The 13,835-nt window shown below is 61.6% G+C and carries 12 protein-coding genes; 4 read left to right on the forward strand and 8 right to left on the reverse strand.

The genetic code is table 11. The annotated features are described in order from the left end of the window. The first annotated feature begins 48 nt into the window (after positions 1–48). The gene (locus ACJ8OK_RS14380; protein WP_015376155.1) at positions 49–201 is read left to right on the forward strand and encodes a hypothetical protein; all 153 of its coding nucleotides are present in this window, start codon (positions 49–51) and stop codon (positions 199–201) included. Between the two features lies 1 nt (position 202). Here ACJ8OK_RS14380 and ghrB read toward each other — a convergent pair whose 3' ends face one another. From ghrB to ACJ8OK_RS14420, 8 genes are all read right to left on the reverse strand, one after another. Next, positions 203–1,180, reverse strand: coding sequence for a glyoxylate/hydroxypyruvate reductase GhrB (gene ghrB, locus ACJ8OK_RS14385; protein WP_442530664.1), 978 nt, complete (start codon positions 1,178–1,180; stop codon positions 203–205). A 73-nt stretch (positions 1,181–1,253) separates the two neighbouring features. Continuing rightward, on the reverse strand, positions 1,254–2,522 hold the full coding sequence (locus ACJ8OK_RS14390) for an MFS transporter (protein ID WP_049187072.1): 1,269 nt from the start codon (positions 2,520–2,522) through the stop codon (positions 1,254–1,256). A gap of 130 nt (positions 2,523–2,652) precedes the next feature. Further along, complete coding sequence (locus ACJ8OK_RS14395; protein WP_033633515.1) at positions 2,653–3,618, reverse strand: sugar kinase; 966 nt, start codon at positions 3,616–3,618, stop codon at positions 2,653–2,655. Positions 3,619–3,625: 7 nt separating this feature from the next. Next, positions 3,626–4,378 (reverse strand): sugar phosphate isomerase/epimerase family protein, encoded by a 753-nt coding sequence (locus tag ACJ8OK_RS14400; RefSeq protein WP_442530654.1) that lies wholly within the window; start codon positions 4,376–4,378, stop codon positions 3,626–3,628. 165 nt (positions 4,379–4,543) lie between these two features. Further along, a complete protein-coding gene (locus ACJ8OK_RS14405) occupies positions 4,544–5,578 on the reverse strand; it encodes a LacI family DNA-binding transcriptional regulator (RefSeq protein ID WP_004933951.1) in 1,035 nt (344 codons plus the stop codon). Positions 5,579–5,703: 125 nt separating this feature from the next. Further along, the gene (locus ACJ8OK_RS14410) at positions 5,704–6,366 is read right to left on the reverse strand and encodes an OmpA family lipoprotein (protein ID WP_033631402.1); all 663 of its coding nucleotides are present in this window, start codon (positions 6,364–6,366) and stop codon (positions 5,704–5,706) included. A 247-nt stretch (positions 6,367–6,613) separates the two neighbouring features. Next, positions 6,614–7,066 carry an N-acetyltransferase gene (locus tag ACJ8OK_RS14415; RefSeq protein ID WP_015376160.1) on the reverse strand — a complete coding sequence of 151 codons (453 nt, stop codon included), beginning with the start codon at positions 7,064–7,066 and terminating at the stop codon, positions 6,614–6,616. After that, complete coding sequence (locus tag ACJ8OK_RS14420) at positions 7,063–7,629, reverse strand: DNA-3-methyladenine glycosylase I (RefSeq protein WP_033631404.1); 567 nt, start codon at positions 7,627–7,629, stop codon at positions 7,063–7,065. Before ACJ8OK_RS14420 ends, ACJ8OK_RS14415 begins: the two co-directional genes overlap by 4 nt. Before the next feature lie 196 nt (positions 7,630–7,825). Between ACJ8OK_RS14420 and ACJ8OK_RS14425 the strand changes: the two genes are divergently transcribed. From ACJ8OK_RS14425 to glyS, 3 genes are all read left to right on the forward strand, one after another. Then, positions 7,826–9,814 (forward strand): autotransporter outer membrane beta-barrel domain-containing protein, encoded by a 1,989-nt coding sequence (locus ACJ8OK_RS14425; protein WP_060558025.1) that lies wholly within the window; start codon positions 7,826–7,828, stop codon positions 9,812–9,814. Positions 9,815–10,581: 767 nt separating this feature from the next. Further along, entirely contained in the window at positions 10,582–11,499 is a 918-nt protein-coding gene (gene glyQ / locus ACJ8OK_RS14430; RefSeq protein ID WP_004933966.1) for a glycine--tRNA ligase subunit alpha, read from the forward strand. A gap of 9 nt (positions 11,500–11,508) precedes the next feature. Next, a complete protein-coding gene (glyS, locus tag ACJ8OK_RS14435) occupies positions 11,509–13,578 on the forward strand; it encodes a glycine--tRNA ligase subunit beta (RefSeq protein ID WP_082997389.1) in 2,070 nt (689 codons plus the stop codon). Positions 13,579–13,835 lie beyond the last annotated feature (257 nt).

Raw genomic sequence — 13,835 nt, forward strand, 5'->3', positions numbered from 1 at the left:
CGCGCGCGCTGCGGCAGATTAAACGATGAACATCAAAGGAGGTTAGCGATGACGGACAAAAACTGGCGAGAAGAGATCGTTCGGGCAATTCAGGATGCCGAATTGCAGCACTTCGCCGAAGAACATCAGCTGCAGGCGCTGTTCGCGCCGCAGCAGGAAGAGCAACACGGCCGGTTATCCGCAGACCACCGGCCGCGCTGAGTTATTTCCGCAACAGCTGCGGATTGACGCAGTTTTCTTTCACCGTGCCGGTCAACGCGGCGATCAAGTTATCCACCGCGCAGGCGGCCATGCCGTAGCGGGTTTCATGGGTGGCGGAGCCGATGTGCGGCAACGCCACCACGTTCGGCATGCTGAGCAGCGGCGAATTGGCCGGCAGCGGCTCTTTCTCGAACACGTCCAACCCGGCGGCGTGGATCACGCCGTTTTGCAGCGCTTCGATCAACGCCTGCTCATCCACCACCGGCCCGCGGCCGGCGTTGATCAGAATGCCGCTTTTCTTCATTTTCGCCAGCTGATCGCGGCCGATCAGATGGAAAGTTTGTTCGGTCAGCGGTAACGTGATGCAAACGAAATCCGATTCGGCCAGCAGGGTATCCAGATCGCAGCGACGGGCGTTGAAGCGTTGCTCCGCCTCTTCGTGCGTGCGGCGGGCGTTGTACAGCACCGGCATGCCGAAGCCGAAGTGCGCGCGCTGCGCCAGCGCCAGGCCGATGCGCCCCATGCCGAGGATGCCGATGGTTTTGTGGTGCACGTCGACGCCGAACCAGTCCGGCCCGATGCTGCCGCGCCATTCGCCGGCCTTCACCCGCTCCGCCACTTCCACCACCCGGCGCGCGGTCGCCAGCACCAGGCTCATGATGGTATCGGCGACGGTTTCGGTCAGCACCATCGGGGTATGCATCAGCAGCACGTTATGGGCGTTGAGCGCCTCGACGTCGAAGTTGTCGTAGCCGACGGAAACGGTCGAGGCCGCGCGCAGTTTGGGCGCCTGCTGCAGGAAAGCTTCGTCAATTTTACCGCCGGAACCGATGATCCCTTCGGCCTGCTGCAGCGCCTGGCGCAGTTCGTCGCGGTTCTCCGGCTGCAGGCCGTTGAAGGCGTGCACGGTGAAGTGCTGTTCCAGACGTTCACGCAGATCGGCGGGCAGGCTTTTGTACAATACGATAGAAGGCTTCATCACGAACTCCAGCTGGGCCAAAGGGGGCATGGCGCCCCCCCGGTTGGGTTAACAGAGAAAAAGTATAACCGGATCAAGCCAATTGTGGCTGGATCTCGTTGCGGGCGGGCTTGACGATCAGCGTCAGCACCACCGCCACCACCAGTGCGATGGCCATAAACATGTAAGAGGCCGCCGGGCTGCCGGTGGCGCCATTCAGGTAACCGACGAACCACGAACCGAAGAACGAACCCAGCGCGCCCATGCTGTTGATCAGCGCCATGGCGCCCCCGGCGACGTTTTTCGGCAGCATTTCCGGAATGATGGCGAAGAACGGCCCATAAGGGGCGTACATCGCGGCGCCGGCGACCACCAGCAGGCCGTAGGAGATCCAGAAGTGGTTGGTGCCGACGGCGTAAGAGCCGAAGAACGCCAGCGCGCCGATCAGCAGCAGCGGCCAGACGAACAGCTTGCGGTTTTGCATTTTGTCCGACGCCCAGGAGACGACGATCATGGCGATGGTTGCCGCCAGGTAAGGCACCGCCGACAGCCAGCCGGCTTCCACCATGCCCATCTGCATGCCGCTGCGCAGGATGGAAGGCAGCCACAGCACGAAGCCGTACACGCCGATGCTCCAGGCGAAGTACTGCACGCACAACAGGATCACGTTGCGTGAGCGGAAGGCTTCGCCGTAGTTGCGCACGGCCTTGATGCCTTTCTGTTCTTCGTCCAACTGCTGTTGCAGCGCCTGTTTCTCATTGGCGCTCAACCAGCCGGCCTGCGCCGGTTTGTCTTTCGCCAACACCCACCAGCAGAACGCCCAGATAACCGCCGGAATGCCCTCGATGATGAACATTTCGCGCCAGCCGAAGGCGTGGATCAGGTATCCTGACACCACAGACATCCACAGCACCGTCACCGGGTTGCCGAGGATCAGGAAGGTATTGGCGCGTGACCGCTCCGATTTGGTGAACCAGTTGCTGATGTAGATCAGCATCGCCGGCATCACCGCCGCTTCCACCACGCCGAGGATAAAGCGGATGGCGGCCAACATCGGGATATTGCTCACCACGCCGGTCAGCGAGGCGCAACCGCCCCACAGGATCAGGCACCAGAAGATCAATTTTTTGACGCTGCGGCGTTCGGCGTAGATGGCGCCGGGAATTTGGAAGAAGAAATAACCGAGGAAAAACAGCGCGCCAAGCAGCGAGGCCATGCCCTTGGTGATGCCGAGATCTTCATTGATGCCGGCGGCGGAGGCGAAGCTGAAGTTGGCGCGATCGAGATAGGCCAGGCTGTAGGTGATAAACACGATGGGCATGATGTACCACCAGCGTTTGGCCGCGACAGTCGCTTTGTTCATGTTCAGTATCCTTCAGTGGTGTTGCATCCCCTTCGCCCGGCATGCCAGAAGAAGGGGCAGATGCTCTCCCGACGCGTCCCGGTTGTAGGGCCAGAGGCTGACGTCATGCGGAGAAGTCGTTTTTTTATTGTTATTCGGCCAGCGCCGCGCGGGTCGGCAGGCCTTCGCTGTCGCCGATGGCCTGGATCGCCAGCGAACCGATTTTGTTGCCGCGCTGCACCGCCTGTACCAGCGTTTTGCCTTCCAGCAGGGCGCTGAGGGTGCCGACGGCAAAGCCATCACCCGCCCCCACGGTATCCACCACGTTGTCGACCTTGACTGCGGCCACCGCCGCCTTATCGCCGGCGGCGGTTTTAAACCAGGCGCCGTCCGGGCCGGTTTTGATGATCACCGCCTGCACGCCGCGTTCCAGATAGAAATCGGCGATGCCTTCCGGCGTCGATTGGCCGGTGAGGATCTGCCCCTCTTTCAGCCCCGGCAGCACCCAGTCGGCGGCGAACGCCAGCTGGTTCAGCTGCTCGATCATCACCTCGCGGCTGGGCCACAGCACCGGGCGCAGATTGGGGTCGAACGAAATGGTTTTGCCCATGGCGCGCATCTCGCGCGCCGCATGGTGGCACAGCGCCAGCGATTCGCCGGACAGCGCCGCCGCCACGCCGCTCAGGTGCAGGTGGCGCGCGGAACCGAAATACTCGCGGTTAAAATCGGCAATCGACAGGTGGCTGGCCGCCGAGCCCTTGCGGAAGTATTCCACGCTGGGATCGGTACCATCGATGGTTTTGGATTTCACCTGAAAACCGGTCGGATAGTGGCCATCGACCGTCACCTGCCGGTAGTTGATGCCTTCTTTTTTCAGCTGCTGCAGGGCGAAGCGGCCGAACGAGTCATTGCCGACGCGGCTGACCCAGCCGACGTTCATGCCCAGACGCGCCAGGCCGATCGCCACGTTCAGTTCGGCGCCAGCGATGCGTTTGGTGAAGGTTTCCACCTCCGCCAGGTCGCCGGTTTGCGCCGCCACGAACATCGCCATGGCTTCGCCCAGCGTGACCACATCCAGGGGCGTCTGCTGCGCCGTCGTTGCCGTTAACGTTGTCATCATGGGGTTACTCCGCACGCAAAATATTGACGTAATGACGGGTGACGGCCTCCAGGTCATCGCCCTGCAACGGGAATTCGATACCGCGCGGCACATCGTGCGGCAGGCGAGCCAGCAGATCGCGCCAGCTGCCGTCGGTATCGTCCAGCGCGACGGCGCGCCAGCCGCGCGGGCCTTGGGTGGCGGCTTTGACGTGCACGTAACCGACGTGGCGGGCCAGGCGCTCGGCGGCGGCGAAGGCGTCTTGCCCCACCCACAGCCAGTTGGCCATATCGAAGGTCATGCTGACCGGCAGATGGCTATCTTCCGCGGCGTGGAAAAAGGCGTTCAGCATCGACAAAATGCCGCAGTCCGGCGTTTGGTCGTTCTCGACCACCAGCTTGACCGGGTGTTGCTCCAGCGCCACTTTCAGCTCGGTAAAATCGAAGCCGGGGCGGAAATGACCGAGGGACAGCTTCAGCTGGCGCGCGTTCAGCGCCTGCGCTTCCGCCAGCAGCGCCGGCAGGTTGGGGGTCAGCGTATGTTGCGGGGTGAACAGCGCCTCAGGGGCGGAGTAGACGGCAAACAGCTGCTGGCGATCGATCTCTTGCGCCAGCGCCGGCAGGCTGTCCAGCTCGCCGGCGGCGAACAGTTCGCGGCGGATCTCCACCCCGTCGGCGCCAGCGCCGGCGATGAGGGGCAACAGCGCGCGCTGGCCGCCGTGTTGTTTGACGGTATCGGTGCCGTAGGCGCCGGTGACCACGATGATTTCTGTTTTCATTTTGACTCCTGAGGCGGCATTGTCGCCGCCGCTGCTGTTACCGGTACGTTAAATGGAACCGGTTCCAGCGAAAAGCGGCAGAGTGTAAAAATATGATCGCAATCACGAAGCTGAGCAAAAAACAGCCGGTGAGGGCGGGGCGGTCAACGCCCCGGAAAAGGCGGGTTAGCGGGTGGTGGAGCCGCGGACGATCAGCTCGCCGGAGAACATCTGCTCGCCGCTGGGGGCGGCGAGGCCCTGAATGCGCTGCACCAGCCGCTCCAGTGCCGCGTGCCCCATTTGGTAGGTGGGCTGTTTCAGCGTGGTGATGCCGACGCCCGCCAGTTCCGCCCACTCCAGTTCGTCAAAGCCCAGCAGGCCGATGTCGTTGCCCCACTGGATGCCGAGCCGACGCATGGCGCGCGCCACCTGCAGCGTCAGGGCGCCGTTGGCGGAGATCACCGCCTTGCGCATGCCGCGGTGGCGGCCGCTGAAATCGCTCAGCACCTGCTCCAGTTTCTGCCGATCGTTGAGCGGCGTTTCGGCCTGCTCCGCCAACAGCGCGGGGTGCTGCGCCATGGTATGCCTGAAGGCGTGCAGGCGTTCCAGGCGGGTATTGACCGTACCGAGCGGCTCGCTGAGGAACAGGATCGCTTCGAAACCTTGTTGCAACAGGTGTTCGGTAGCGACGGTGGCGGCTTCGCGGTTGTTCAGGCCCACCACGTCGCAGGCGAAGTCGGGGATTTTGCGGTCGATCAACACCATCGGCAGCATCGACTGTTGCAGCGTGGATAACGCTTCCTCGCGCATGCCGACCGCGTTGACCACAATGCCTTCCACCCGGTAACTGCTGAGCAGCTGCAGGTAGTGCTGCTCCTGATTGACTTCGTTGTTGGTGTTACACACCAGCAGGGTAAAGCCGTGCTGGCGGCAGGCGGCCTCGATGCCGCGCATCACGTCCACCGAGTAGGGGTTGGTGATATCGGCGAGGATCAGGCCGATCAGGCGGGTCTGGCCGCCCTTCAGGCTGCGCGCCATCTGGCTTGGCCGGTAGTCGAGCTGCTGGATCGCCTGTTCGATGCGCTGTTTGAGATCGTCGGAAAGCAGGTGTTGTTCACCATTCAGATAGCGCGACACGCTGGTCTTGCCGGTTTTGGCGATGCTGGCCACATCGCTGATGGTGGCGCGTCCCGATGCGCGCGTTGCCTTGACAGTGCTCACAGCCGATCCCTCCTGCGGTTAATTGCCAAGGAGACTACCATACCCGATGTGCGGGCGGGAATGTTGAAGGGTAAGGAGAAAATCGCAGGGGGGGCGGCGGGGCGCAGGTGGCGCCCCGCACGGGATTACTGCAGCGGGCTGAGCGTGATCTCGACGCGGCGGTTTTGCGCCTTGCCTTCCGCGGTGCTGTTGGAGGCGATCGGGTTGTCCGGGCCGGCGCCGGTGGTGCGGATACGGTTCGCCGCCACGCCCTGGGTGATCAGCGCGCTGGCTACGCCGTCGGCGCGCTGCTGCGACAGGTTCATGTTGAGCGAGCGGGAACCGGTGCTGTCGGTGTAGCCGACCACGTTGACCGCGGTTTTCGGATACTCTTTCAGCACCATGGCGACGCCGGTCAGGGTGTTGGCGCCCGCCGGTTTCAGCGTGGCGCTGCTGCTGTCGAAGGTCACGTTGTTCGGCATGTTCAGCACGATGTTGTCGCCCTGACGGGTGACGCTGACGCCGGTGCCTTTCATCTTGTCGCGCAGCTTGGCTTCCTGCACGTCCATGTAATAGCCTGCGCCGCCGCCGAGGGCTGCGCCGGCCGCTGCGCCGATCAGCGCACCCTTGCCGCGATCTTTCTTGGAAGAGGACAGCACGCCGACGCCGGCGCCTAGTGCGGCGCCGAGGCCTGCGCCGATGCCGGATTTGCCGGCTTCGGATTCACCGGTGTAAGGGTTGGTGGTACAGGCCGACAGCGCGAGCGTAAGGCTCACGGCGCCGGCAATAATTGCAATGCGTTTTTTCATGTTCTTGTCCTTAATGGCATCAGAATCTGTACGCGCCGGCCCAAAACGGGGACGCAAAAAAGTGGGTGACGCAGGAAGCCCGCATCGCCGCGCTACCTATGACGCGCGGTTTCGCCGGCAGTTCCGGAAAAAAACGTGACAAATGATGAGCGCGGGTAAGTGCTGGGGGAGTTATGCGGCAAAACGCCGGGCGGCGCCATGCAGCGGATTCCTAATTGTGCGCATCCGGGGTGCGGATGCGCCTTTTTTAAGCGTAACCGGTTGAGTTTTCGACTGCCGGCCAGTTCATGATCAGCGTATAGGCCTGGGTTTCATCATTGAACAGGCGCTGCGTTATCTGGAAGCCGTGCTTGTGGTAGAACGCACAGGCGCGCAGGTTCTGTTGGTACACCTCCAGACTGAGTCGGCGGTAGCGCTGCTGCACGTGCGTCATCAGCGCCTGGGCGACGCCGCGGCCGTGAAACGCCCGATCGACAAACAGCGCGCCGATGAACTGCTCGTCCAGCACGCTGATAAAGCCGACGATCTCGCCTTCGTGCCAGCAGGCCCAGCTTTGCGCGCGCGGCAGGTAGTTTTCCCGCACCAGCGCGGCGCTCTCACGCCAGTATTTTTCCGCCACGAACGGATGGGCGGCGATGGTGCTGGGCAGCCACAGCGCCATCAGCCGTTCGATATCCTCCGGGCCACAGGGGCGGATCACCGTGGCTTTGGGTAACACATGCACCCCGTGAGATGATCGTTCACCAGCCCGCTGGCCTGCATGAAGGCGTAACAGATGGTGGAGCCGATAAACTTGAAGCCGCGCTTTTTCAGCGCCTTGGACATGGCGTCGGACTGCTCGGTTTTGGCCGGCACCTGGTTCAGCGCTTGCCAGCGGTTGAGCTGCGGCTGGCCGCCGACGAAGTCCCAAATGAAGGTAACGAAATTCTCCCCGGCCGCCTCCATCGCCAGATAGGCCTTGGCGTTGGTGATGATGGCTTCTATCTTGCCGCGATGGCGGATGATGCCGCTGTCCTGCAGCAGGTTTTCCACGTCTTGTTCGGTCATGGCGGCGACCCGCTGCGGATCGAAACCGTGGAAAGCGCGGCGGTAGTTCTCGCGCTTTTTCAGGACGGTGATCCAGGAAAGGCCGGCTTGCTGCCCCTCGAGGCACAACATTTCAAACAGCTCGCGCGCGTCGGTGGTGGGCGCGCCCCATTCCTTGTCGTGATACTCGAGATACAACGGATCGGCCGTCACCCAACCGCAACGTTCGTCTGCCATCCTGAATGTCCTTATGCTGTGTTTATGAACAGTAATCATCGCTCGAAGCGCCGAACTTGGCAAGTCGCTGATTGTTTTGTCATCAGCCCGCTTGACGTGACGAAAAAGCCGACAATAGTTACTACATGGCCGGTGGAAAACTGACCAACGATAAAAACGACATGGCCTTCATTTGCAGGCTCTCAGGAGTCGATTCATGCCTCTAAAAATAACGTGCATGCCCCGCCCGGCGGCGCTTGCAGTGGCGTTACTTTGCAGTGTGACCCTTCCGGCTCAGGCGTACGATCAACTCTACGTCTTTGGCGACAGCCTGAGCGATACCGGCAACAACGGCCGGTTCACCTATGACGGCAGCCAGCACCTGCTGTACGACGAGGCGTTGGCGCAGCGCATCGGGGCGGCGCTGGTGGCTTCGGACAACGGCGGTGAGAACTACGCCGCCGGCGGCGCCGTGGCGGTGCCGGGACTGAACCCGGCCGACAACACCCAGGAGCAGGTGCAGCGTTACCTGAGCCGGGTCAATGGCCAGGCCGACGGCGACGGTTTGTATATTCATTGGATCGGCGGCAACGATCTGGCGGCGGCGGCGCTGAATGCCGCTACTGCGCCCGGCGTGGCCTATAACAGCGCCGCCGCGGCGGCCGCGCAGGTGCATTCGTTGCTGAACGCCGGCGCCGGCACGGTGATCGTGCCGACGGTGCCGAACATCGGCTCCACGCCGCAGCTGATGGAATTGATCATTCAACAGGCGCTGTCACCGGTGCAGGGGGCGGCGATCCAGGCGGCCTATGCCACGCTTAATTCGGTGGCGACGCCGGACAACGCTTCACGCACGCAGGCGATCCACGCAGCGTTGGCCGCTGCGGCGAAGCAGGGCAGCGCCATTCCTCAGGTGCAGCAGGCGATCGCCGCGCAGCTTATCGCGGCGTATGACGGCCTGAGCGCGCAGGCCGCTCAGCTGACCGATTTCTATAATCAAAGCGAAGACCGTTTGCTGGCGCAGGGGAGCGGCAATATCGTGCGGGTGGACGTCAACAAGCTGTTCGCCGAAGCGATCGCCAATCCGGCGCAGTTCGGCTTCGCCAACACCGCCGGCATGGCTTGCCCGCCAGGCGTTTCTTCGGCGATTTGCCGTTCCGACATGCCTGGCTTCGACGCCGGCCAGTCCTATCTGTTCTCCGACCATTTCCACCCCAGCCCACAGGCGCACCTGCTGATTGCGGATTATATCCAGGCGGTATTGGATGGCCCGGCGCAGGTGGTGGCGCTGAATCAGGCGACGGCGGCGATGGCGCGCGACAGCCGCGCCACGCTCGACAGCCGTTTCCAGCAGCTGCGCAACGGCGACAATCCGCAGGGTTCGCTGGGCGTGTTCGGCGGTTACGCTGGCCAGCACTACGACTATGCCGATAACCGGGCCGCGGGGGACGGCAACGCCACCACCCACAACCTGACCGTCGGCGTGGACTATCAGCTGACCGACAGCTGGTTGATCGGCGCGTTGATCGCCGGTTCCAACGACGATCAGCATCCTTCCAGCCGCTTTGATTACAAGGCGCGCGGGCTGCTGCTCTCGGCTTTCAGTTCACTGGCGATATTCGAGCACGGCTGGGTCAACGCCGATCTGCACTATGCGACGATGGATTATGACGACATCCGCCGCAGCATGCGGCTGGGGCCGCTGACGCGCACCGAAACCGGTTCGACCACCGGCAGGCAGTGGGGGGCGCGCGTGACCGCCGGCTATGACTTCCCGATCGCTTCTTACCTGACCACCGGGCCGGTGGCGCAGTTCGCCTGGGATTACAGCCGCGTTTCCGGTTACAGCGAAGACGGCGATGACAGCACCGCCATGCGCTTCAACGATCAAACCTACCACTCGCAGATCGGTGCGTTGGGTTGGCGGCTGGATACGCAATTCGGCGTGTTTAACCCTTATGCGGAAGTGAGTTATCAGCACCAGTTCGGCGACGACGTCTACCGCGCCGGCGGCGGCCTGAAATCGACGCAAACCTCATTTACTCGCGACAGTGCGGGCCAGGACAAAAACTGGGTGGATGTCACGCTCGGGGCCAACATGCCGTTGACGGACAGGGTATCGGCCTTCGCCACCGTCTCGCAAACCGGCGGGCTGAGCAGCGGCGAGCAGTTTATGTATAACGTCGGCGTCAGCGCGCGTTTTTGAATGGGGTGCCTGCAGAGCGCGTTTGCCAAAGGCGCGCTAAATGGCATTGCGTAAGCGATACGTTCTTATAAGGGAAACTAATTAAGAGGAAGCGGGCGGGAATTAATTATGCGGGCCGTCATGATGCTGACGGAAATACAAAAAAAAACTGATCCTATGAAAGGATCAGGTAGCCACTTGGCCAACACCAGGGAAAATTTTAATTATTATTGTATAACCAAAGATTAACTGTCAATGGGTTTATGTGGCTCATTGTTGGCGTATTACATATCCGCTTGTTTCTCCTCGAGTCGCTGCAGCGGCCCATCGCGTGATCTCTCCTTATTTTTCACGATATAAGAAATAATTTGGCGGTTAGTCACATTATCTGCCGGTGAGGCGAGTTTTTTAGTTGATAAAATTAACAAAAATAACATTGGCGTAACTTTTTCCTGTGGCAAATATAAGCATGTGTGCATTTCAATCTGCGTAAATAGGGTTGGTGAGAACAGGAGCTGCGGGCGAATAAGTGACGATTTAAGCAACGATTAGTCTCGTTTTTTGTTAAGTTATTCTAATGTTTTTTGGCGAGCCGTATTTTCGCCCCGTTCGTCGCCGGTGAAATTAGCCGGCTAACCGGTGCCCTGTCCTGCGCGCACCGCGCGCGAAAATCCAGCGTTTCTCGCCCCGATTCGCACTTGTTGCCGGATTCTGGCTGTATATCTTACGGTCAACGGGTATACTGGCTCATTCCATCTAAATCCACTTGTATCGCGTGCGAATTCAACATGCAAAAGTTTGATACCAAGACCTTCCAGGGCCTGATCCTGACACTGCAGGATTATTGGGCGCGCCAGGGCTGCACCATCGTTCAACCATTGGACATGGAAGTCGGCGCGGGAACCTCACACCCGATGACGTGCCTGCGCGCACTGGGGCCGGAGCCGATGGCCGCCGCCTATGTGCAGCCATCTCGCCGCCCGACCGACGGCCGCTACGGTGAAAACCCGAACCGTCTGCAGCACTACTACCAGTTCCAGGTGGTGATTAAGCCATCGCCGGACAACATTCAGGAACTCTACCTGGGCTCGTTGAAAGAGCTGGGTCTGGATCCGACCATCCACGACATTCGCTTCGTGGAAGACAACTGGGAAAACCCGACGCTCGGCGCCTGGGGCCTGGGTTGGGAAGTGTGGCTGAACGGCATGGAAGTGACGCAGTTCACTTACTTCCAGCAGGTCGGCGGCCTGGAGTGCAAGCCGGTGACCGGCGAGATCACCTACGGTCTGGAGCGTCTGGCGATGTACATCCAGGGCGTGGACAGCGTGTACGATCTGGTGTGGAGCAACGGCCCGCTGGGCGTCACCACCTACGGCGACGTGTTCCATCAGAATGAAGTGGAGCAGTCCACCTACAACTTCGAATACGCCGACGTCGACTTCCTGTTCTCCTGCTTCGAGCAGTACGAGAAAGAAGCTCAATCGCTGCTGGCGCTGGAAAAACCGCTGCCGCTGCCGGCCTACGAACGCATCCTGAAGGCGGGTCATACCTTCAACCTGCTGGACGCGCGCAAGGCGATTTCGGTGACCGAGCGCCAACGCTACATTCTGCGCATCCGCACGCTGACCAAAGCCGTTGCCGAAGCCTACTACGCTTCCCGCGAAGCGCTGGGCTTCCCGATGTGCAACAAGAAGAACGAGAACTAAGAGGCAGCCATGACTCAACAGACTTTCCTGGTGGAAATCGGCACGGAAGAGCTGCCGCCGAAGGCTCTTCGTTCCCTGGCGGAATCTTTCGCCGCCAACTTCACCGCCGAGCTGGACAACGCCGGCCTGGAACACGGTGAAGTGAGCTGGTTCGCCGCACCGCGCCGCCTGGCGCTGAAAGTGGCCAACCTGAGCGCGGCGCAGGCCGATCGCGAAATTGAAAAACGCGGCCCGGCGATCGCCCAGGCGTTCGACGCCGAAGGCAAACCGAGCAAAGCGGCCGAAGGCTGGGCGCGCGGCTGCGGCATCGCCGTCGATCAGGCTGAACGCCTGGTGACTGACAAGGGCGAGTGGTTGATGTACCGCGCCCACGTCAAAGGCCAGTCGGCGCAACAACTGCTGGCCGGCATGGTCAGCACCGCGCTGGCTAAACTGCCGATCCCGAAACTGATGCGTTGGGGCGACTCCGACGTGCAGTTCGTGCGTCCGGTGCACACCGTTACGATGCTGCTGGGCGCCGATCTGATCCCGGGCACCGTGCTGGGCATCGAATCTGCGCGCACCGTGCGTGGCCACCGCTTCATGGGCGAAGCCGAGTTCACCCTCGATAACGCCGACCAATACCCGCAGATCCTGCTGGAGCGCGGCAAAGTGGTCGCCGACTACGAAGCGCGTAAAGCCCTCATCAAACGCGACGCCGAACTGGCGGCGCAGAAGATTGGCGGCAAAGCCGATCTGAGCGACAGCCTGCTGGAAGAAGTGGCCTCGCTGGTGGAATGGCCGGTGGTGCTGACCGCCAAATTCGAAGAGAAATTCCTGGCGGTGCCGGCGGAAGCGCTGGTGTACACCATGAAGGGCGATCAGAAGTATTTCCCGGTGTATGACGCCGCGGGCAAACTGCTGCCGAACTTTATCTTTGTGGCCAATATCGAGTCGAAAGACCCGCAGCAGATCATTTCCGGTAACGAGAAAGTGGTGCGTCCGCGCCTGGCTGACGCCGAGTTCTTCTTCAACACCGATCGCAAGAAACGTCTGGAAGACAACCTGCCGCGCCTGGAAACCGTGCTGTTCCAACAGCAGCTGGGCACCCTGCGCGACAAGACCGATCGCATTCAGGCGCTGGCGGGCTGGGTTGCCGGCCAGATCGGCGCCGACGTCAACCACGCCACCCGCGCGGGCCTGCTGTCGAAGTGCGACCTGATGACCAACATGGTGTTCGAATTCACCGACACCCAGGGCGTGATGGGCATGCACTACGCGCGCCACGACGGTGAGGCGGAAGACGTCGCCGTTGCGCTGAACGAACAGTATCAGCCGCGCTACGCCGGCGATGCGCTGCCGCAGTCGCTGGTGGCCTGTTCCCTGGCGATCGCCGACAAGATGGACACCCTGGCCGGCATTTTCGGCATCGGGCAGCATCCGAAAGGCGATAAAGACCCGTTCGCGCTGCGCCGCGCCGCGCTGGGCGTGCTGCGCATCATCGTCGAGAAAAACCTGCCGCTGGATCTGCAGACCCTGACCGAAGAGGCCGTGCGCCTGTACGGCAGCAAGCTGACCAACGCCAAAGTGGTCGATGAGGTGGTGGAATTCATGCTGGGCCGCTTCCGCGCCTGGTATCAGGAAGAAGGCCACGCGGTCGATACCATTCAGGCGGTGCTGGCGCGCCGTCCGACCAAGCCGGCCGACTTTGACGCACGCGTCAAGGCGGTATCCCACTTCCGCACGCTGGACGAAGCGGCGGCGTTGGCTGCGGCCAACAAACGCGTCTCCAATATCCTGGCCAAATCTACCGAAACGCTGAACGACAGCGTACGCGCCTCGGTGCTGAAGGACGCGGCGGAGATCCAGTTGGCGACCCACCTGGTGGTGCTGCGCGACAAGCTGCAGCCGTACTTCGCGGCGGGCAACTACCAGGAAGCGCTGGTGGAACTGGCTGCGCTGCGTGAGCCGGTGGATGCGTTCTTTGACAACGTGATGGTAATGGCGGACGATGCGGAAGTGCGCGTGAATCGTCTGACGCTGCTGAGCAAACTGCGTGAACTGTTCCTGCAGGTGGCGGATATCTCCGTACTGCAGTAAACGGCTCTGTGCTGTGAAAAGGCGCCTGCGGGCGCCTTTTTTATTTCCGTTTCCTGGGTGCGAAGGCAAGGTCGCCTGGCGACTTGGGGGGCGACTTGGGGGGCGACTTGGGGAAATTGAAGCGTCCGGTCGCCGACGGCAATGAACCTCAGTGCGTTTTGCGCACGATGTTCAACCGCCTCCGGCCGAGACAATGTTCACCGCAAACGGAATCGCGTATCGGAACGCCGCCAGTTGATCTATTCTTATAGGCGCAC

The sequence above is a fragment of the Serratia sp. CY71090 genome (assembly GCF_052166845.1).
Lineage (GTDB): Bacteria > Pseudomonadota > Gammaproteobacteria > Enterobacterales > Enterobacteriaceae > Serratia > Serratia nematodiphila.